Raw genomic sequence first — 20,355 nt, 5'->3', positions numbered from 1 at the left:
GTCTATAAACTAAGGCAAAGTACACCAAAGGAATAATATATCCAATTCAATCATACAGAATACGATAACGAATTCGATGTCCTTCTTGATCTAAACACTTTGATTGATAAATATGACAATTCTGATCAGTCTATATTCCGTGACTTTGCAGGTTTCTTAAGAAGAAATCTTAGACCTATAGTAAATTCCTTCACCCGTATAAAAGTGTATATAAAAAGCGCACGTACAGAAAAAGAATATTACGCACGCCTTTCAAATGGACCTATGGAATCCTTTAATCGCAAGCCAAAAGATTAAAAAAGAGATTTCAGAGGTTTCTCCGGCTTTAATTATACACGCAATCGCATCCTGGCTACAAGAAAAAAAATCCATCAGAACTCAATCTGATGGATTCATTAGTTTACTATTCAACACCAATAATAAATGAGTAGACAGGTTGATTTCCTTCATGGATTTCAACTTCTGCATCACTGTTATCTTCGATATAAGCAGCAATTTCTTCAGCCTGTTCTTCAGTAGCTGTATCACCATAAATCAAAGTAACAAGTTCGCTATCTTCATCTAACATCTTATCTAAAAGTTTCTTTGTTGCTTCCATACAATCTGGACAAGATACGCAAATATCTTTTCCAAAAATACCCATATATTCATCTTTTTTAATTTCAAGACCATCATATGTTGTATCTTTAATCGCATATGTTACTTCACCAGATTTAACATTTTCAATAGCTTCATTCATTTCAGCTAAGTTATCTTCTAATTCAACATCTGGGTTGAACATAACACAAGCACTTAAACCTTGTGGAATTGTTTTACTTGGAAGCACATGAATGTCTTGATCTGAACAAACTTGTGCAGCTTGACTTGCAGCTAAAACAATATTTGAATTGTTAGGTAAAATGAAGATATGATCTGCATTCAACTTTTCAACAGCTGAAACAAAATCTTCTGTACTAGGATTCATTGTTTGTCCACCACCAACAACAATGTCAGCTCTAAGTTCTGTGAACATCTTCTTGATTCCATCTCCAGGAGCTACGGTAATAATGGCATATTTTTTGTGTTCTGCCATTTTTTCCTCTTCCTCTTTTTCAATAATATTGTCATGCTGTTCTTGCATATTTTCAACTTTTAATTTAATAAAACGACCCTGACGACGTCCCATTTTAATAGCTGTAAATGGTTCTAATGTATGAACATGCACTTTAACTAAATCTTCATCTTGCACACACACAATCGAATTACCAATTGTAGCTAATTCATCTTTAAAGCTAGTTTCAGAGAAATGACGAATACCATTTTCAGATAACTTTAAAATAAATTCTGTACAGAATCCATATTCTTCTTCTCCACCTTCAACTTTTGCCTGAGCACTTTCACCAGCTGCTTTTGCACCTTCAAGTTGAACTGGATGACCTTCCATAGCCGCAAGGAAACCTTCTAAGATTACACAAAGTCCCTTACCACCACTATCAACTACACCTACTTCTGCAAGAACAGGTAATAATTCAGGTGTTCTTTGTAAAGAAGCATTGGCTTCATCCACCATCTTCTTCATAACATCCATGCAATCTGTAACTTCTTCAGTTGTAGTATATGCATATGTATAATCTGCAGCTTCACGAACTACTGTTAAAATAGTTCCTTCTACCGGACGCATAACAGCACGATACGCAACACGACTACCATTCACTAAAGCGTGAGCCAATTGAGATGCATCCATATCATCTAAGTCTTCAACTGCTTGATAGATTCCTCTAAAAATCTGTGAAGTAATAACACCAGAGTTACCACGTGCACCCATTAATAATCCACGAGATAATGTTTTCGCAATATCTTTTACAGAATCCGAATTTGTTTTAAGCGCTTCTTTTACACCATTCGATACAGTTAAATGCATATTTGTTCCAGTATCACCATCTGGCACAGGGAAAACATTCAATGCATCAATTTCCGCTGAATGATTTGATAAGTTATTCATTCCGGATTCTAGCATCTGTTTAAATAAAATACCATTAATTCTTTCCATCTCTTAACCCCTACTTTACCGCACGAACACCTTGAACATAAATGTTTACAGCGTTACATTTTACTTCCAAAGTTTTCTCCAATACATATTTAACACGTTTTTGTGCTTCATACACAACTTGACTTAATTTAATTCCCTGTAATGCAATAATATAAAGATTCAAAACTAATCCCGTTTCATCTTGTGTCACAACAACACCACGAGCATAGTTTTCTTTTTTCAATAATTCTGCCCAGCCATCCTTCAATGTTTTCTGGCTTGCCATACCTACAATACCGTAACATTCAGTAATTGCGCCACCTGCTAAATTGGCAATCGCATCTAATGAAATTTCGATATTTCCGTATTCTGTTGATTTATTAATAGGCATAATAAAACCTCCTGTTTTTATTAATTATACTCTACTTAAAATATAAACACAAATCTTAATACGCTTCTACAAAGCTTTGCGAATCCTCATCCCAATAATAATATGTGCCATTTTCATCATAATATTCATCTGTATTTGGATCATAATACATACCTATAGCTTCATGATAATATACTCCTGTATTCTCATCATAGACCCACTCAGCCTCATTTTCTGTTTCTTCATCATCTGGTTGCTGTTCTTCTTCTTGATTTTCAATTTCTTGTGATGTTTCTGTTTCCGTCTTTTCAGAAGTCTTTTTTTGTTCTTCTTCCTTTTTCTTAGAATTCAAATCCTCACAATTTACTTTTTCAATCGTTGAATGTGTAGAATCCAACACCAAACATACCGACTGTCCCGTAAGTTTCGTCAATACACTTTGGTATTTTGAAAGCATTTTTATACTTTTTAAATTCGTATAAACAATATTGCCATCCTGCATTGTGATCTTAAACATATTTTTATCGTAACTCGTTTTATAAGGTACAATTTCCGCAAATTTTTCAATTAAGTCACGCGTCAATATTTTGCTATGTTTTTGAAATTGTTCACACAACTGTTTACGTTGTTTCGCATTAAAATCGGACAACAAAGGAAAATGCACGATCATATTCAAATATTGTTCTTCAATTTCAATCGAAGTTCCATCTTGAAGCAACGCAAAGTTTTTATCGTCCTTAACATAATAACCAACAATTAATTTTTCTTGCACATCAAAAGTTAATTTACGATTCTTTTTTGATACTTTACAAGACTGTACAAAAGGCATCTTCTCTACTCTTTTTTCAAGTAATATAGAAGGAACTAAATAAAGACGTGTCTTTGTACTCACATTTGCCAAATCATAAACTTCGCTATCTGATAAATAATAATTATTTTTACACGACAAAACCTTGACATGGGAATCTGTAGAAAAGTAATACACAAAAACACTAGATACCATCATAAAAACAAGACTAAAAATAATCGTTTGTTTAATGGTTAGCTTTATTTTTTTCTTTACCAATATAACTGCTCAACTTCCGTTACCATGTCAATATCATATTCTTTTTTAGCCTTAACTTTGATTTCATGAATTAAATCACGAACATCTTGAGCTGTAGCTGTCAAATCATCATTCACAATAAAATTACAATGTTTTTCACTTACCTTAGCTCCACCAACTTTATGTCCACGTAAACCTAAATCTTCAATCAATTTCCAAGCAGGAATTTCTTCTGGATTTCTAAAAACACTTCCTGCACATGGCTTATCCAATGGTTGTGCACTCATTCTTCTTTCGCGTCGAGCATTCATTAGATCACGAATATCATTTTGATTTCCTTTTTCTAATTGAAAACGACCTACTAAAATAGTCCAATCTTTGTGTGATTGAAAAATAGAATGGCGATATGCATAATCCAACTCATCCTTCTTCATCCAACAAATTGTATTATCTTTTAAAACACATACATCCACTAAATGATTTGCCATATTATCTTTATAGGCACCTGCATTCATATATAGGCATCCTCCAATAGAGCCTGGAATACCACTTGCCCATTCTAATCCTGTCAACGATCTTTTCATGGCTTCTACGGCCATATTTATAATTGAACATCCTGCTTGTGCCACTAAAATTCCATCTGGTTCAAAATAAAAGTCATTCAAAGTACGATCTAAATTTATAATTGCACCATTAAAATCTGTATCTGAACATAAAACGTTAGATCCACGTCCAAGTACATAATATGGAATATTTTCTTCTGCCAATATTTCTAGTACACACATCAAAGCTGTACAATTTTTTGGATAAATATAATAATCTACAAAGCCACCAATCTTAAAAGTCGTGTGTTTCTTCATAGATTCATGTTCTAAAACTTCTGCATACGTCATTAAACGATCCTTAATGCTCATATTAGTTCCCCTTTTTACATATATTTTTTAATAAATCTATAATATCATATGCTGCATTTGGTTTTCCCATCTGCAAAGCATGCTCATGCGTCTCTTTATATACCACAGGATTTGCGTATAAAGAAACAATTTGTCCCTGCAAAGTGTCCGCATTTAAATCCTTTTCTTCAATAATACGACAAGCCTGTTGCCTTAAAAGCATGCTCGCATTATAAAATTGATGGTTATTAGCCACATAAGGACTTGGTATCACAATAGACGGGATACCTAAGGCTGTTACTTCTGCAAGCGTAGTAGCACCTGCACGACAAACCATTCCATCTACATGTCCATATATACGCAAAGTATCTACATATGGTACAACATGAATATTCTTTTGGTTTTCAAATAAATTCAAATCTTGCGAATTATCTTTTCCGCAGACATACAAAAATTGTAAATCCCCATCGACATCTTTTAGAGCACTCTTCATCAATTCATTTACTGAACTAGAGCCTAAAGAACCCATCACAATAAGAATGGTCTTTTTATCTAAATCTAAGCCTAGTGATTTAAAATAGTCTTCATCAAATTTTGCTTCTTTGGCAATTGTAGCTCTAGGATTTCCAAGCATGTGAATCTTTTCCTTTGGGAAAACCTCATTACACTTCTCATAACAAGTTATAATCGCATCCACTTTTTTCATAACAAGCTGGTTAGCTTTACCAACAATAGAATTTTGTTCATGAATTACAGTGTGGATACCTAAAGAATGAGCCGCCATAATAACAGGCGCACTCACATAGCCACCAAATCCAATAACTACATCTGGTTTAAATTCTTTTAAATATTTTTTTGCCTTACCTTCTGCTTTAAACATCTGACAAACGGCCATACATTTTTTAAATGCATTCCCCACCAATCCAGAAGTATGTAAAGCCTTAAACGCATAGCCATTTTGCGGAATCAAATCCTTTTCCATGCGATCATCATTTCCAATAAATAATATTTCAGTTGAAGAATCAAGTTCTTTCATTTTATCCGCCAAAGCTAAAGCCGGATAAATATGTCCACCTGTTCCTCCTGTCACAAAACAAATTTTCATATCAAAAACCTCACCAAGTATATCATATATCAATCTTTTAAAACAATATCGTCACTTGTCTTTTCCATAAGACCAGTTAAGACAAAACGATGATTCGAATTGAATCCAAATTCTAAATCACAAGTAGATAAAGATACATAATTCGCATCTATATCATCTAATTCATTAAAATAAGTCGACATTTGTTGCATTGAATCCAACGTCTGATGTCTATAATCACCAAATGACGTTGTATAGAATACACTATCTTCTGTCGTTTTCGCAAATGTAAAAACATGGCATTTATAATTCGCATCCGGTGTCAACAAATAAAATGATGGATGAGTTTCAAAAAATTCTTCATCACAATAATTTTTTAATAAGGTAAACATACCTCCACCTTCTACAGAATGTCCATATATAATTGAATTATCATCTTGAAATTGCCCGTTCGCATTCGCATCTAAAAAAATCGAACCTCTATCATTATATTCCCCACCCACAGTGTGATTCAAATAATATTGATTATCTTTTGTTTGCACAACTGGAAAAGAAATATCACACCCAGGAACATAGATCCATGCGACAATATCCTGATTTTCTGCCTTAAGCTTACTCCAATCTGGATCTAACACTTGTTTTTCTTCCTTATTCTTTTTCTTTATTACACTTTTTTCTAATTGTTTAGTTTCATTTTCTACTTGTTGTTTTTGTGAATAAATATCCCATAAATTATAGGCACTATATCCAAATACACAAAGACAAACAACTAAAAGAATTCTATATATCCATTTTTTCATACATGTTCATTTTAACACAAATAAAAAGGATAGAGAAATGAATTCCCTATCCTACAAAGATAAATATAATTATTTACTTAATTTGCTAGCGGCAGCTTTATCTAATACAACAACAACATCTGGATGATTTTGTAGTGCACTTGCAGCACATGCTGTATCGATTGGTCCTTCAATCATAGCTTTAACAGCATCTGCTTTATTTTCACCATTAGCTACTAATAATACTTTTTTAGATTTCATGATTGTTCCAATTCCCATTGAAATAGCTTGTGTTGGAACTTTATTGATATCATTATCGAAGAAACGAGCATTTGCTTCACGAGTATTTTCTGTCAAATCAACAATGTGTGTTAATTCTTCAAATGGTGTACCAGGTTCATTGAATCCGATGTGTCCATTTTGTCCAATTCCTAATACTTGTAAATCAATAGATACTTCACTTAAAGCATCTTCATACGCTTTACAATCTGCTTCTGTGTTTCCATAAGGAACATGTGTGTTATTCAAATCAATATCGATATCCTTGAATAAATTTTCATACATAAATGTATAGTAAGATTGAGGATCTTTACGATCGATACCTACATATTCATCTAAGTTATAAGATTTAATATCTTTATAACTATATCCATCTTTATGATATTGGATCATTTCTTTATATAATCCAACTGGACTAGATCCTGTTGCCAACCCTAATACAGCATCTTTTTTTGCATCCAACAATTCTTTCATAACACCAAATGCCTTAGCAGACATTTCATCATAGTTTTCACATACAATAATTTTCATTTGTATCTCCTCCATATATCTCTCCTACTATTATAGCATAGCGCTTTCAAATTAAAATAAACATTTTAGTAATACTTTTGTCATTTTTAACAATTTATAAATATTTGCACTTTTTAGTTGACTTTTAATCGAAATAAGGAAAAAAAGTTAAAGATACTGTATAATAAAATCAGTTAAGGAGGACATATAATGCCTAAACAAAATCCATTATTAAACATTGTAAAAAAACAAAAAGAAGGTAAAGCCGTAGCTATCTATTCATGCTGCTCAAGTAATGCATTCGTAATTGAGGCTGCAATGGAAACCGCAAAAAAACAAGATTCATGTGTTTTAATTGAATCAACTGCAAACCAAGTAGACCAAAATGGTGGTTACTCTGGAATGACACCTCAAGATTTCTTCAACTTCTGTCATGAAAAAGCAAAAGAAGCTGGATTATCAAGTGATCGTATTTTCTTAGGTGGTGACCACTTAGGACCATTAACTGTCGCAAATAAACCAGAAGCTGAAGCTATGGAATACGCAAAAACATTAGTTCACGACTATGTACGTGCAGGATTTACTAAAATTCATATCGACACAAGTATGAAGGTTGCTGATGATGATCCAAACACTCGTTTAAGTGATGAGACAATCGCTCGTCGTGGAGCTACTTTGGCAAAAGTATGTGAAGAAGCATATCAAGAATTACTACAAGAAAATCCTGAAGCTATTCACCCAGTTTATATTGTTGGTAGTGAAGTTCCAATTCCAGGTGGAGCCCAAGAAGAAAATGCAGGAATGCAGGTAACTAAACCAGAAGATTTCAAAAGCACAGTTGCTACTTTTGAAAAAGCATTTAATGACATGGGAATTGCTGATGCTTGGAACCATGTAATCGCAGCCGTAGTTCAACCAGGTGTTGAAGAAAAAGATGCTGGATGTGAAGAATATGATAGAGAACGTGCAAAAGATTTAATGGCAAGTATTAAAGATTTTGACAAATTAGTATTTGAAGGACACTCAACTGACTATCAAACTAAATTCAAATTACGTGAATTAGTAGAAGATGGTGTAGGAATCTTAAAAGTAGGTCCAGGACTAACTTATGCTGCTCGTGAAGGAATCTTCTCATTATGTATGATTGAAGAAGAATTAGCTGCTGTTTACGGATTTGAAACAAGTCACTTCCGTGAAGAATTAGATAAAGCTATGTTGGCAAATCCTGGTAAATGGGCTCCATATTATCATGGAACAGAAAATGAAATCGCATTTAAACGTAAATATTCATTCTCTGATCGTTGCCGTTATTATTTACCTCAAGAAAATGTTAAAAACGCTTTAGCAAAATTATTGGCAAACTTAAAAGAACACCCAGTACCATTACCATTGTTAAGTCAATACATGCCTTTCCAATATACATTGGTACGTGAAGGTAAATTAAACAATACACCTGAAGATCTAATCAAAGCACGCGTTATGTATACAATTGAAGAATACACTTACGCTAGTCACCAAGAAGAATTGGTTCGCTAAAATAAATGTGCGCATCTTAAAGATGCGCATTTTTTTTGCAACAAAAAAAGGTTCAACCGAACCTTTTATTTACTCTTTCTAGAAATTAATTCTTTTGCATGATACAACGCAAAAATCATTGTTAATACACTAATCACATAGTTCAAATATAACATCCAACCCGTATAATGTTCATTAAGTGCATTCAATACAATCAATACCGATAAAGCGATTAATAAAACCATTTTTAAGATCACTTTATTTGTTTCCAATGTTTTAATTGAAGCTTCACTCTTCATTTTTTCATTACACTTAAAGTTTTCAATACGAGGTAAAGTTGCTAAAAACTTTCTAAATCTAAATTCTAAAAAAGCATATACACCAACACCTGCTAAAACACATAACCAGATAGGCATATTAAACATCAATATCAAGATAAATCCAATTAGTCCCATCACAAAGCGCATACTAAATTGTTTATATCTTTCTTCATTGTTTGCCAAAATATATCCTGTTTTTGAGAATACATCATAATAAACAGCTCTTCCACGCTCATCTTTATAAACATGCCAACCAGATACATTTCCTTTTAAATCTGCTTGTTGTTTTTGTCTTGTCTTTCTTCCTTCTGCCATAACTATCTCCTTACCACTCAACTACTTCTTCGAGTTCTTCATTTTTTAGATTCTGTCGTTTTTCTTCCTCTTTAAAATCAACATAATCCGTATATGGTGTCAAGCAACCATTATCCTGAGGTTGATCATGACCATCCATGTGCACCATTATTTTGTCAAGAATATCGGTTTGTGTCAACTTTTCACCAACTTTTGAAGCTTTCAAAAAAGTAGGAGCACGCCCAATTTCCATAAACATCGTTTCTAATTCGGCATAATCTGCTTCATGTACACCTTCCGTAAAGTATTCCAACTCTTGCAACATCATTTTACAGAACGTCTTTACATCACGCATATCAATGTTTCCTCTAAAAATAATAAAAACCTTATGATCATTTGTCACTTTTAATGGTTGAGACATCGTAAATTTATTCTGGATTGCCTTATATACTTCATCCCTTGTCTCTTCCATATATTCTAAATAATAAGGTTTATCCTCTAATTCCTTATTATTATATAGGTTAAAATAAATCGTATTGTAAACTCCACAATGTCTAAAAATAGTTCCTTTAACACTTGTCGCATAAAGAACTGGATACTTTTTATCTGCCATAATATATACCTCCTTAATTTTATTTTTAAACCATTAAATTATCATATTTAATGAGCTAAAAATAAAATTAAAGGTTGTAAGGATATAATCCGTTACAACCTTATATTTGAGAGAAAATATTCTAACTTCGTTAGATTAGCCTACTAGATAACTGTCCAAGGAACTGGTACTAGAGGTGTGTATCCACCAGCCCAGATACCGAATGCAGCTCCAACAATACCGATTACTAAGAATAATGCGATACATTTTACTGGAGTCCAATTTTTCTTCTTAATCAATACATAGCACATCATAGTGAATGCGAATGCGATTAAGCAAGGTAAAATCATATTTAAGTAGTTTTGGATAACGATTGGATCACCTTCACCATTAGCGATAGAGATACCTAATTTAGTTCCACCACCATAGTTAGAAATTAAAGCACCAACAACGAATACACCTAATACACTAGCAGCGTGAGTGAATGCTTTAGCGTTAGCAGTCATCATCTTAACAGCAGTTAAACCTAAGTTGTATGACCAGTACATTAATGCATAACGTAAAACCATTTCAACACCGAATGCGATAACGAAGTATAAGATTGGTCCCATGATGCTTCCATCAATAGCCATGTTTGCAGTTAAACCAGCAGTGATAGGAATCAATGTATACCAGAACAATGCATCACCAATACCACCTAATGGAGCAGCAGTTGAGATACGTACAGAACGAATTGTCTGAATATCAGTTTTTTGTTGTTCCATTGATAATACGATACCCATAACGAATGTTACGAAGAATGGGTGAGTATTAAGGAAATCCATGTTGTGAGTCATAGATGCAGCTAAGTCATCTTTATTTGTGTGGATTTTTTCCAAACCTGGTAACATAGCCCATAACCAACCAGCAGATTGCATACGTTCGTAGTTGAACGCAGCCTGTAATTGGCAAGAACGCCATACCATTTTATTTAAAGTCTGTTTATCTAATCTTGCAGCAGGAGTAGTATCCTTGTAAGAAGTCATTGCATTAGATTCCATCACTTACACCTCCCTGCGCAGCCTTTGTTTCAATAGAAGTAATCTTGAAGTCTAATAATGCGATTGCAACACCGATGAATGCAACTAAGATCAAGCAAGCAGAAGCTGTAGCTTCAACGTTACCAAATAGTAATGCGCAAGCAAAACCAGCTAGTAACCATCCCCACAAGTCGTTAGAAAGCATAATCTTTAACAATACAGCGAAACCTACGAAACGCATCATTCCACCGGCAGCACTTAAACCACCCATGAACCAACTTGCGTTTTCACTTAAGCTTTGTAAAGCACCAGAAGCAGCAGTTCCACCAACATAAGCTAAAATAGCGATTACAGCAAACAAAGTACCTAAGATAGCCATTGAAGTATTCAATACAGCAGTGATTCCTTTAGGGTTAGCTTCGTTAGCAGCTTTATCAGCTTTAGCCATTAAACCAGACATGATTGTAAATGTTAATGTTACAACGTATTGTCCGAATGTAGCGAAAATCATACAAGCTCCTAAAGCAGCATTAATATCCATTTTTGCTTTAACAGCGAAAATCATAGCAACAACTGATCCTAATACAGCGTTAGGAGGCTGTGCTCCACCAACTGGCATGTTACCAACCATCATTAACTCATATGTACCACCAACAACTAAGCCAGTGTTTACATCACCTAAGATTGCACCAATAATTGGACAAGCAATGATAGGACGATAAACGATTTCAGTTAATGAGAATTGGTCGATGGCAAAGAAGAATGTTACAATTGCCAATAACACAATTTCTACAATATTCATTTTTCATTTTCTCCTTTTTTGGATTAACTCCAAAGTTTATTAATATCTTCAGGTGCGATGTCAGGTACACGTTGAATTTCTAATTCAACACCTAATTCTTGCAATTTCTTGAATGCAGCAACATCATCGTCATTTACAGCTACTGTAGTAGCGACTTGACGTTTACCTTCAGACATGTGCATGTTTCCAATATTACATTTTTTAATTGGAACACCACCCTCAACAAGACGTAATACATCTTGAGGTGTTTCACAAATGATGAAGATCTTTTGAGCAGGGCTTGCTTTTCCAATAATATCGATTGTCTTCTGAATTGAGAAGTAACGAGTCTGAGCATAAGCTGGAGCAGCCATGTTCATCAAACCTTGACGGAATTCATCTTTTGCGACAGCGTCATTTGCAACTAATAATAAGTTAGCTCCTAGAACTCCACTCCATTGAGTTGCAACTTGACCGTGAATCAAACGATTGTCGATTCTTGTTAATAAGATATTTGGCATATTCTCTCTCCTTCCTGATAGCGCTTTCTTCTTTAAAGAATAACTATCTTGACTATATTATACATTTTCTATGCATAATTTCTTTACACATTTTAAGAAATTGTTTGCACTTTTTAGTAATTTTTTAATTTTTATCACTAACAATTATAAAAATTGGCAAAAAATACACATAATTATCACAAAATCAATTCAAAATCCCATTTTGAAAACCTTTTCACAAAATAAAAGAACATGCCAACTAGCATGTTCCTTCTTTAAACTCTTTTTTTGCTTTTTCTAACTTTTCAGGTTCAGTAATCAAATCTAAACCAATTAACGCAATAGCTGTAGCCGCTGTTACTAATCCAGCTTTTCCATCCTCACTAATTGTTGCAGCTGCCATTTCTTTAGAATGACCAGCCACTGAACAATCTGCAATCTTAATCGTTCCCTGAATTGTAGGACAAACATAACTTACACTTCCCACATCTGTAGACCCACATGGAACTTCATCCACCGGATTGATTTGTTCTACACCTAGCTCTTTATATTTTTCTGTCAACATGTCCGCTAAAGCATAGTTGATCTTTGTATCTTCATAAGGACACTCATACATACTTGTTTTATATGTTGTTTGACTCGCAATACATGATCCTTTTACACAATCCTCAGCACGAGCTGCAATTTCTTTACAATAAGCCATTGTTGGAGCTCTAAAATAATATTCCATACTTGCATAAGCAGGAATTACATTGGCAGCTAAACCACCATCACGAATAATTCCGTGAATATAAGATCCAGGAGTCACAAATTGACGTAACATTGAAATCTGTGTATATGTACTAATGGCTGCATCTAATGCACTGTGACCATCTTGAGGATGACATCCATGCGCATTCTTACCAAAGAATTCATATTTAATTGGTAGAATAGCCAATGATCTTGATCCAACACCATTTTCTGTATCTGGATGCACCATTAAAGCAGCATCCACATCATCAAAGACACCTGCTTCACTCATTTTAACTTTACCACCAAAGTTTTCTTCTCCAGGCGTACCCACAACACGAACGGTTCCACCAATTTCATCTATAATACTCTTTAAGGCTTCACCAGCCGCAATACCAATTCCTGCAATTAAGTTATGACCACATCCATGTCCTACTTCAGGTAATGCATCATATTCACACATATAAGCAATAGTTGGTCCTTCTTTACCAGATTTATATTCAGCCACAAAGTCAGTGTCTACCACAACACTAGACTTTACATCAAAACCCGCATCCTTTAAATATTTCACCAATACCTTTTGTGTTTCATATTCCTCAAAACCTGTTTCCGGATTATCGTATAGTGTTTTTACAATATCCATATATGCATCTAAATGTTCTTGAATAGATGCCTCAATTCTTCCTTTATAATCCATATAAGATACCTCCATTTGTAAATAATCATACCTTATTTACAAATTTTTGAAAAGATTACAATAAAGAAAAAAAGCCAGGCCAAAGCCTAGCTTAAATATTAGATACCATCTGATAAATCATCGTTTTGTTGAATGTGTTGGAATACATAACGCATAACTTGATCTTTTCCAACATTGCATGCAGATTCAGCTAAAGCATGTACATCTTCTGAGAAAGTACGAGTTAAGTTGATTTCAACTAACATACCTAAGTTTGTACCTGCAACAACTTCTACATTTCCTCTTGGGAAACCAATTTCAACAGCCGTTTTAAATGGAGAACCACCAGCTAAATCACTTAAAACAATGATTCCTTCGCAGTCTTTTAATGAATCCATAGCATCTGTTAATTTTTTTGCTAAATCATCTGTTGAATCTGTAGCCTCAAAATCTACAGCAACATATTCTTTTGCATCTCCAGCAATCAAGTTTAAACTTGTAGTTAAACCAGATGCAAAGTGGCCATGACCAGTAACAATTAATCCTATCATCTTCTTTTTTCTCCTCTAAATTCTTACTTTGCAGTATATGGGTAAATAGTTACACCCTTAACAACACGGTTTACTTCTCCAGTTGGACATGGATTGTCTGGTGTAATCTTGTAGCTCAATGATTTAAATAATGCGATAACTTGAGCAACTAAAATATAGTCAAATCCTAAGAAAATATTATCTTTTGGTGCATCTAAATCAAAGTTAATGAATGTATCTACTAATCCTTCAATTTCAGCATCTGCATGACTAGAAACAGCAACTAAACGGTTCTTTTTACGTTGTCCGCTCATTTCTTTAATAATGTCATATTCATATTGTCTTTGATATTCATCATCTGATAAGTAAACAACTGTTAAACATTCATCATTAATAACTGATTTAGGTCCGTGACGGAATCCCATTGGACTATCAAATGTAGTTGTAACAGTACCAGCAGTCAATTCACAAATCTTTAGTTGACTTTCTTGAGCAATACCCTTCAAAGTGTTTGCACCTAAGTATACAATACGGTTGAATTCTGCAAAATCAGCTACTAAATCTTCGCATACTTTGTATCCTTCATCAACAAATTTTTGTCCTTGTGCAATAACACTTTCCATTTCTTTTGCAGCTTCATCAATATCATCTAAACGGAAGCATAATAATGCAGCCAACATCATGTTAGAGAAACTTGAAGTCATCGCAAATGATTGGTCATGAGTTTCAGGTGTCAAGTTAATATCGTAAGCATTGTCACGAGTAGCAGCCGCTTTTGCTAAAGCTCCATCCTTGTTACATGTAATGAATAAATGATAAACATTTTCCTTACATACTTCATCAGCAACTTGTACTGAGCCAACACTTTCAGGAGAGTTTCCTGAACGACCAAAGTTCACTAATAAAGTCTTTTTGTTTCTTGATAAATAGTTTTCTGGAGTTTCTACTAAATCTGTAGAAGCATATGATTTTGCATGGTAACCAGTATAACGGTTAACATATGAATATAAAGCATTACCTACATATTCACTAGTTCCAGCACCTGTAAATACGATATCGCAATCTGGATCACTTAATACAGGTTCCATGAATTTTTTAAGAGCTTCCTTTTCATTTTTGATTTGAGCAATTGTCTTAGCCCAAGTAGCAGGTTGTTGGTAGATCTCCTGCGCAGTAAAAATACCACTTAATTCTTCCCAAGTTGATTTTTCTTTTCCGAACATTTTTCTTTCTCCTTCTGAACTAACTTCATTATAACTATTTTTAACTAAAATAAAAGATTTTGAATGAAAGTAAACTAAAAAGTGCAAATTTGTTCTTTAAAAAGACAAATTTACACTAAAAAAGAAGGATTTCTCCTTCTTAAAGCACCTCAATCCAGTATGAACAAGACCATTCTTCATTTGGTTTTAAAATCATTGTTCCTTCTCTATGATAGAAATCTGGTGTTTCCTTTTCAAAATCACCATGAGAATACCATGGTTCAATACACAAGAAATCCGATGCACTATCATGTGTCCATAAAGCCAAATAAGGATATCCCTCAATCGATACGCGAACAACATCTTCATCTCCATGTTTTAAAGTCACAAAACTTGATTTTAAATCTTTATAAATAATTGTCGCATACTTCTTCACATCATCTCGAGACAATTTCCATTCCTTAAACGCTACATCCTGATATTCAACATTCTTTTCGTAGCTAGGATCAAACAACAATTGTTTTGTGTTTTCTTCTTTTTCAAATTCTAAAGTATAAGTTGAAAATTCATCATCCAATTTAAAAGCAGGATGCAAACCAAATCCAAAAGGCATATCCTTTTCACCATTGTTCTTAATATGATAATTGATCAACACTTTGTTCCCATCCAATTTATACCCAATCTCGAAATGGAAATTAAAAGGATATTGAGCTAATGTCTGTTCATTCGCATCTAGACTAAATACAAGTTCATTTTTACGAACATCACCCTTTAAAGTCGCATAACGAATCAAGCCATGATTTTTCATCGCATACTTTTTACCATCGATTTCATAATCCTTTGTATACGTATTTCCTACCATTGGAAATAGAGAAGGATTTCTTCCAGACCACCCTTGATTTCCTTGATATAATGTTTCACGCTCTGTACTCTTCTTCACTAGGTGTAACATTTCACCACCTTTTTCAGTGCACTCTAATGTCAATACATCATTCTCTAAAATATAAGCCATTTTATTCTCCTCCTATTCAGCTATTATTTTTTCTTTTAAGAAATTGTAGATACCATCCTCATCCACTCTTCCAATCACAACATCACTCACTTCTTTTAATGCATCACACGCATTACCCATCGCAACACCAACATCTGCCATTTTCAACATATCCACATCATTTGTACCATCACCAAAACAATATGTCGTATCAAACTTATGAAAATCCATGATTTTTTTAACTGCCGTTGCCTTATCTATTTGACTAGCACGAATCTCAAAACAATCAAAAAATTCCACAACGCCCAAATCTTTGATCAAAGGTCTAAATTTATCTTTATCTTTCCCTTCACAAAACACAAGAAGATTTAATACATCATCCTTGTCATATGGCTTAAAAACTGGACTATTTAAATACAAATGAAAATAGATATCATGTGCATACTTCGAATACGGTGTACCAAAATAATTTCCATCCCTCGTACTATAGCGATACACTAAGCCATGCTCCTTACAAAATGAATCTATAGTTTCCATTGTCGTTTTCGGAATACAATTCATTTCAAGAATTTCTTTATGTTGATCCAAAATCAAAGCACCACCATCACTGATCATACAATCAAAATTAAAATCTCTCATACAAGAAGGAAGATTCTTTAATTCTGTTTGACAACGACTTGTTGATAAAGCTACAAAGTGTCCTTGGCTTTGTAGTTCATTTAACATTTCAAATGTTTTCTCACTCACTTCATGAAACTTATTGTTGTATAAAGTTCCATCCATATCAAAAAAATAACCATTCATAACTACATAATATCCTCTTTTAAAACTTTTTAAAAGAATTTTCAGTTTTTAATAATAAATTCACATTGACTCTTTATAATAGAAACTGTGACTACAACCTCTTTCTAGTTTAATACATATTTGCGCTCCGCACAATGTAGTCGCTATTACCACAATACGCCTCCTTAAGTGATTGTTGTGGTAAAACAAAAAACCTGGATTTCCAGGTTTTTCTATTTTATGAACTCTTTAATTTGATCTAAACGCTCTAACGTTTCATCATATCCTAATTGAAACCAAGGACCTAGTTTTTCTGGATCTGTCGTATAACGAGTCACACCCAAATCTTTATGTGGACGCAAAACTAAAGCTTTACCTTGCTTTTCTAATTCAGCAATCTTATCCCACTGTTCCTTATAACGAATATGACGATTTCTTAAATCCTCTGTAATTTGTTTATCCTTATATACCAAATTAGATAACCACAATTGCCATTTTGGAGCCGGTTTACGAACATATCCCTCTTCCTTTGTAGAAATCACAATATGCTTATCATTTCCAGCAAGAATACTTTGTTCAATACTGATCATATCCACAAGACCTGCATCCATCCACATTTCACCTTTGAATTCATAAGGCTTAGCTAGAAGTAACAATGCACAACTTGCCTTGATCAACGTTTCATCCTTATCAATATGACTCTTATCAAAATATTCAACTTTATGCGTTTTTAAATTATATAGACCTACTTCCATCTGTGTTTCGCTATTTTGAAAAGCCTCTAAATCCAATGGAACTCTAGACTCAATAAAATCATAAGTCGCTTCAATCCCAAATATAGAACCTTCTTTTAAAAATGGTCTTAAACCAACTACACCCTTTTGACAAGGCGCATCAATTCCAGTTACTTCAAGACGATCCACTTGCTTAGATACATAACTCAACAAAATTTCTGTACCCGCACTAATACCTACACAATAAGGAAGTACAATATCATGCTCAAGTAAACACTTCAATACTCCTGCAGAATAAGCAGCCTTAGTTCCGCCACCTTCTGCAACAATACCTACTCTACTCACGCACTACACCACTTTCTTTTGCCGCATCTGCCACTGCTTGAGCTACCACATCTGCAACTCTAGGATCCAATGCAGAAACAATAATATGTTCACTATCTAACATATCTTCTGTAACCATTGAACTGATCGCATAAACAGCCGCTTCTTTCATCGCATCATTAATACATGTAGCACCCGCTTTTAATGCCCCTTTGAAAATACCAGGGAAAGCCAATACGTTATTGATCTGGTTAGGATGATCACTACGACCTGTACCTACAATATAGGCACCCGCTGCTTTTGCATCTTCTGGCTCGATTTCAGGCACTGGATTTGCCATAGGGAATACGATTGCCTTTTCATTCATAGAAGCAATCATATCTTTGGATACGATATGACCTGCACTCACACCAATAAATACATCCGCACCAACTAGTGCATCCTTTAATAAGCCTGTTTTTCCTTCTTTGTTTAGTTTATCAATCAAACCTCTTTGACCACTTGTTAAATCCATATCTGCTGTTAAAATACCTTGCTTGTCAACTAAAATAACATTTCCCAAACCAATCTTTAAAATTAAAGTCGCAATCGCAACACCAGCACTACCCGCACCATTGATAACGATCGTTGGATCTTGTTTTTCTGCCAATTTTAAGGCATTTACCAAAGCCGCACAAACTACAATAGCTGTACCATGCTGATCATCATGGAAAACAGGGATATTCATTTTTTCCTGCAATCTTTTTTCAACTTCAAAACAACGAGGAGCCGCAATATCTTCTAAGTTGATTCCACCAAAGCTAGGTTCTAAACTCGAAATGATTTGAACCAATTCATCCGTATCTTGTGTATTCAAACATAGTGGAACGGCATCCACATTTCCTAATGCCTTAAATAATACACACTTACCTTCCATAACAGGCATACCTGCTTCAGGACCAATATTTCCTAGACCCAATACCGCACTACCATCACTAATGACCGCAACAGTATGAGCTCTTCCTGTGTAAACATAACTATTCTTTTTATCTTTTTCAATTTCTAAACATGGTGCTGCAACACCTGGTGTATAGGCAATTGATAAATCATCTTTGTTTTCAATCTTCATTTTAGGAACAGTTTCTAATTTACCATTCCACTTGGCATGTAATCTTAAAGCTTCCTTTGCGTAATCCATGACAACCTCCTACTCAACAATTTTCAATACAATTTCAACCATCTTTTCCATCTTTTGAACGCTCGCAAATTCAAAACGACCATGATGATTAAAAGAACCCGTACCTAAGTTTGGACAAATGAGTCCTCTTGCCGTCAACATAGCACCATCGGTTCCACCGCGAATTGGCGTACTAACCGGTGTTACATCACATTGACGCAAAGCATATTTTGCCTTATTCACACTACGCATATCTCCATGCATATATTGACGCATATTTTCATATTGATCACGAATAGCCACGTGAACACGATTACCATACTTCTCATTCATCTTATCGGCAACAGCTTCCATCTTTTGTTTCTGTGCAATAAAGCTCTGCTTACTATGATTACGCAAAATATAAGTTAATTTTGCCTCTTCACAAATTCCTTCCATACCGACTAAATGATAGAAACCTTGACGTCCTTGTGTATGTGAAGGCGTTTGTTTCTTTGGAAGACTTGAAGCATATTCCATAGCTAATAAACTCGCATTGACCATACGATCTTTCGCATCCCCAGGATGTATACTTGTTCCATCAAATGTCACAACAGCCTGTGCCGCATTAAATGTTTCATAATCAACAGAATCAATACGATCTCCATCAATTGTGAACGCATAATCCACTTCAAACTTATCTAATTCAAAGTTTTCAACACCACGGCCAACCTCTTCATCTGGCGTAAAGGCAACCGCAATGAAGCCATGTTCCTTTTTAGATTGAATCAACTGTTCCATAGCCTCTAAAATAATCGCAATACCTGCTTTATCATCCGCACCAAGTAAAGTTGTTCCATCCGTAACGATCAAATCATCACCAATGCAATTTGCCAAAGCTGGAAATTCTTCTTTAGACATCGAATACTCTTCATTTAATTGAATTGCATTTCCATCATACTTTGAAATCACACGACACTTCACATTTGCACCTGTAATTTCAGTTGCCGTATCCATATGTGCAATAAAACCAATACGATCCATCTTTTTGTCTGTATTCGCATTTAAGTAAGCATATACGATTCCTGTATCCGTTAATTCAACAGAATCAAAGCCTAATGATTCACATTCTTTTTTTAATTCACGAGCTAAAACCAACTGTTTTTCAGTGCTAGGCGCACTTGTACTTTCTTCACTTGACTGTGTGTCAAATGATGCATAATGCATTAATCTCTTTTCTACTGCCATATTTAATCCCCCTT

The 20,355-nt window shown here is 34.3% G+C and carries 21 protein-coding genes; 1 reads left to right on the top strand and 20 read right to left on the bottom strand.

Translation table 11 applies throughout. The features are described 5' to 3' along the window. Window positions 1–403: 403 nt before the first annotated feature. The 7 genes from Q0E86_RS01855 to nagB all read right to left on the bottom strand — a co-directional run bounded on the left by Q0E86_RS01855 (window position 404) and on the right by nagB (window position 6,989). Entirely contained in the window at window positions 404–2,029 is a 1,626-nt protein-coding gene (locus Q0E86_RS01855; RefSeq protein WP_295754240.1) for a DAK2 domain-containing protein, read from the bottom strand. A 10-nt stretch (window positions 2,030–2,039) separates the two neighbouring features. Continuing rightward, window positions 2,040–2,399, bottom strand: coding sequence for an Asp23/Gls24 family envelope stress response protein (locus Q0E86_RS01850; RefSeq protein WP_117570682.1), 360 nt, complete (start codon window positions 2,397–2,399; stop codon window positions 2,040–2,042). 55 nt (window positions 2,400–2,454) lie between these two features. Then, window positions 2,455–3,444, bottom strand: coding sequence for an OCRE domain-containing protein (locus Q0E86_RS01845; protein ID WP_295754239.1), 990 nt, complete (start codon window positions 3,442–3,444; stop codon window positions 2,455–2,457). Then, the gene (gene murB / locus Q0E86_RS01840; protein ID WP_295754238.1) at window positions 3,438–4,337 is read right to left on the bottom strand and encodes a UDP-N-acetylmuramate dehydrogenase; all 900 of its coding nucleotides are present in this window, start codon (window positions 4,335–4,337) and stop codon (window positions 3,438–3,440) included. The genes Q0E86_RS01845 and murB overlap by 7 nt, the downstream gene beginning before the upstream one ends. Before the next feature lies 1 nt (window position 4,338). Further along, window positions 4,339–5,421, bottom strand: coding sequence for an undecaprenyldiphospho-muramoylpentapeptide beta-N-acetylglucosaminyltransferase (gene murG / locus Q0E86_RS01835; protein ID WP_295754237.1), 1,083 nt, complete (start codon window positions 5,419–5,421; stop codon window positions 4,339–4,341). A gap of 29 nt (window positions 5,422–5,450) precedes the next feature. Then, entirely contained in the window at window positions 5,451–6,200 is a 750-nt protein-coding gene (srtB, locus tag Q0E86_RS01830) for a class B sortase (RefSeq protein WP_295754236.1), read from the bottom strand. 69 nt (window positions 6,201–6,269) lie between these two features. After that, entirely contained in the window at window positions 6,270–6,989 is a 720-nt protein-coding gene (nagB, locus tag Q0E86_RS01825; protein WP_270433955.1) for a glucosamine-6-phosphate deaminase, read from the bottom strand. Between the two features lie 189 nt (window positions 6,990–7,178). On the opposite strand from nagB, the gene Q0E86_RS01820 reads away from it, so the two are divergent. Next, window positions 7,179–8,504: a class II D-tagatose-bisphosphate aldolase, non-catalytic subunit gene (locus tag Q0E86_RS01820; protein WP_295754235.1), complete on the top strand. Its 1,326-nt coding sequence runs from the start codon at window positions 7,179–7,181 to the stop codon at window positions 8,502–8,504. Window positions 8,505–8,569: 65 nt separating this feature from the next. Here the strand turns inward: Q0E86_RS01820 and Q0E86_RS01815 are convergent, their stop codons facing one another. The 13 genes from Q0E86_RS01815 to pepT all read right to left on the bottom strand — a co-directional run bounded on the left by Q0E86_RS01815 (window position 8,570) and on the right by pepT (window position 20,341). After that, on the bottom strand, window positions 8,570–9,118 hold the full coding sequence (locus Q0E86_RS01815; protein ID WP_288519973.1) for a hypothetical protein: 549 nt from the start codon (window positions 9,116–9,118) through the stop codon (window positions 8,570–8,572). A 10-nt stretch (window positions 9,119–9,128) separates the two neighbouring features. After that, a complete protein-coding gene (locus Q0E86_RS01810; RefSeq protein ID WP_295754234.1) occupies window positions 9,129–9,710 on the bottom strand; it encodes a hypothetical protein in 582 nt (193 codons plus the stop codon). A gap of 143 nt (window positions 9,711–9,853) precedes the next feature. Then, a complete protein-coding gene (locus tag Q0E86_RS01805; RefSeq protein WP_003863848.1) occupies window positions 9,854–10,729 on the bottom strand; it encodes a PTS system mannose/fructose/sorbose family transporter subunit IID in 876 nt (291 codons plus the stop codon). Further along, on the bottom strand, window positions 10,719–11,510 hold the full coding sequence (locus Q0E86_RS01800) for a PTS sugar transporter subunit IIC (protein ID WP_003863847.1): 792 nt from the start codon (window positions 11,508–11,510) through the stop codon (window positions 10,719–10,721). The genes Q0E86_RS01805 and Q0E86_RS01800 overlap by 11 nt, the downstream gene beginning before the upstream one ends. A gap of 23 nt (window positions 11,511–11,533) precedes the next feature. Beyond that, window positions 11,534–12,010, bottom strand: coding sequence for a PTS galactosamine transporter subunit IIB (gene agaB / locus Q0E86_RS01795; RefSeq protein ID WP_003863846.1), 477 nt, complete (start codon window positions 12,008–12,010; stop codon window positions 11,534–11,536). 238 nt (window positions 12,011–12,248) lie between these two features. Continuing rightward, window positions 12,249–13,415 carry a M20 family metallopeptidase gene (locus tag Q0E86_RS01790; protein WP_295754233.1) on the bottom strand — a complete coding sequence of 389 codons (1,167 nt, stop codon included), beginning with the start codon at window positions 13,413–13,415 and terminating at the stop codon, window positions 12,249–12,251. Between the two features lie 98 nt (window positions 13,416–13,513). After that, the gene (agaF, locus tag Q0E86_RS01785; RefSeq protein WP_295754232.1) at window positions 13,514–13,945 is read right to left on the bottom strand and encodes a PTS galactosamine/N-acetylgalactosamine transporter subunit IIA; all 432 of its coding nucleotides are present in this window, start codon (window positions 13,943–13,945) and stop codon (window positions 13,514–13,516) included. Between the two features lie 23 nt (window positions 13,946–13,968). After that, complete coding sequence (locus tag Q0E86_RS01780; protein ID WP_295643260.1) at window positions 13,969–15,147, bottom strand: SIS domain-containing protein; 1,179 nt, start codon at window positions 15,145–15,147, stop codon at window positions 13,969–13,971. A 139-nt stretch (window positions 15,148–15,286) separates the two neighbouring features. Beyond that, window positions 15,287–16,138 (bottom strand): aldose 1-epimerase family protein, encoded by an 852-nt coding sequence (locus Q0E86_RS01775; protein WP_295754231.1) that lies wholly within the window; start codon window positions 16,136–16,138, stop codon window positions 15,287–15,289. A 12-nt stretch (window positions 16,139–16,150) separates the two neighbouring features. After that, complete coding sequence (locus Q0E86_RS01770; RefSeq protein ID WP_295754230.1) at window positions 16,151–16,921, bottom strand: Cof-type HAD-IIB family hydrolase; 771 nt, start codon at window positions 16,919–16,921, stop codon at window positions 16,151–16,153. Window positions 16,922–17,133: 212 nt separating this feature from the next. Continuing rightward, window positions 17,134–17,979, bottom strand: a complete 846-nt coding sequence (locus Q0E86_RS01765) for a patatin family protein (RefSeq protein ID WP_295754229.1) — start codon at window positions 17,977–17,979, stop codon at window positions 17,134–17,136. Beyond that, the gene (locus Q0E86_RS01760) at window positions 17,972–19,135 is read right to left on the bottom strand and encodes an NADP-dependent malic enzyme (RefSeq protein ID WP_295754228.1); all 1,164 of its coding nucleotides are present in this window, start codon (window positions 19,133–19,135) and stop codon (window positions 17,972–17,974) included. The genes Q0E86_RS01765 and Q0E86_RS01760 overlap by 8 nt, the downstream gene beginning before the upstream one ends. A 9-nt stretch (window positions 19,136–19,144) precedes the next feature. Then, the gene (gene pepT, locus Q0E86_RS01755) at window positions 19,145–20,341 is read right to left on the bottom strand and encodes a peptidase T (protein ID WP_295754227.1); all 1,197 of its coding nucleotides are present in this window, start codon (window positions 20,339–20,341) and stop codon (window positions 19,145–19,147) included. Window positions 20,342–20,355: the final 14 nt, after the last annotated feature.

Origin of the sequence: uncultured Holdemanella sp. (assembly GCF_934754935.1) — a bacterium.
Lineage (GTDB): Bacteria > Bacillota_I > Bacilli_A > Erysipelotrichales > Erysipelotrichaceae > Holdemanella.
This window is presented reverse-complemented; position numbering and strand designations above follow the sequence as displayed.

Excerpts from the sequence above, each read along its gene's own strand:
- pepT (WP_295754227.1), bottom strand. The coding sequence starts at position 20,341 with ATGGCAGTAGAAAAGAGATTAATGCATTATGCATCATTTGACACACAG.
- Q0E86_RS01820 (WP_295754235.1), top strand. The coding sequence starts at position 7,179 with ATGCCTAAACAAAATCCATTATTAAACATTGTAAAAAAACAAAAAGAA.
- Q0E86_RS01790 (WP_295754233.1), bottom strand. The coding sequence starts at position 13,415 with ATGGATTATAAAGGAAGAATTGAGGCATCTATTCAAGAACATTTAGAT.
- murB (WP_295754238.1), bottom strand. The coding sequence starts at position 4,337 with ATGAGCATTAAGGATCGTTTAATGACGTATGCAGAAGTTTTAGAACAT.
- agaF (WP_295754232.1), bottom strand. The coding sequence starts at position 13,945 with ATGATAGGATTAATTGTTACTGGTCATGGCCACTTTGCATCTGGTTTA.
- Q0E86_RS01810 (WP_295754234.1), bottom strand. The coding sequence starts at position 9,710 with ATGGCAGATAAAAAGTATCCAGTTCTTTATGCGACAAGTGTTAAAGGA.
- srtB (WP_295754236.1), bottom strand. The coding sequence starts at position 6,200 with ATGAAAAAATGGATATATAGAATTCTTTTAGTTGTTTGTCTTTGTGTA.
- Q0E86_RS01780 (WP_295643260.1), bottom strand. The coding sequence starts at position 15,147 with ATGTTCGGAAAAGAAAAATCAACTTGGGAAGAATTAAGTGGTATTTTT.
- Q0E86_RS01775 (WP_295754231.1), bottom strand. The coding sequence starts at position 16,138 with ATGGCTTATATTTTAGAGAATGATGTATTGACATTAGAGTGCACTGAA.
- nagB (WP_270433955.1), bottom strand. The coding sequence starts at position 6,989 with ATGAAAATTATTGTATGTGAAAACTATGATGAAATGTCTGCTAAGGCA.
- Q0E86_RS01815 (WP_288519973.1), bottom strand. The coding sequence starts at position 9,118 with ATGGCAGAAGGAAGAAAGACAAGACAAAAACAACAAGCAGATTTAAAA.
- Q0E86_RS01800 (WP_003863847.1), bottom strand. The coding sequence starts at position 11,510 with ATGAATATTGTAGAAATTGTGTTATTGGCAATTGTAACATTCTTCTTT.
- Q0E86_RS01850 (WP_117570682.1), bottom strand. The coding sequence starts at position 2,399 with ATGCCTATTAATAAATCAACAGAATACGGAAATATCGAAATTTCATTA.
- agaB (WP_003863846.1), bottom strand. The coding sequence starts at position 12,010 with ATGCCAAATATCTTATTAACAAGAATCGACAATCGTTTGATTCACGGT.
- murG (WP_295754237.1), bottom strand. The coding sequence starts at position 5,421 with ATGAAAATTTGTTTTGTGACAGGAGGAACAGGTGGACATATTTATCCG.
- Q0E86_RS01805 (WP_003863848.1), bottom strand. The coding sequence starts at position 10,729 with ATGGAATCTAATGCAATGACTTCTTACAAGGATACTACTCCTGCTGCA.
- Q0E86_RS01760 (WP_295754228.1), bottom strand. The coding sequence starts at position 19,135 with ATGGATTACGCAAAGGAAGCTTTAAGATTACATGCCAAGTGGAATGGT.
- Q0E86_RS01770 (WP_295754230.1), bottom strand. The coding sequence starts at position 16,921 with ATGAATGGTTATTTTTTTGATATGGATGGAACTTTATACAACAATAAG.
- Q0E86_RS01855 (WP_295754240.1), bottom strand. The coding sequence starts at position 2,029 with ATGGAAAGAATTAATGGTATTTTATTTAAACAGATGCTAGAATCCGGA.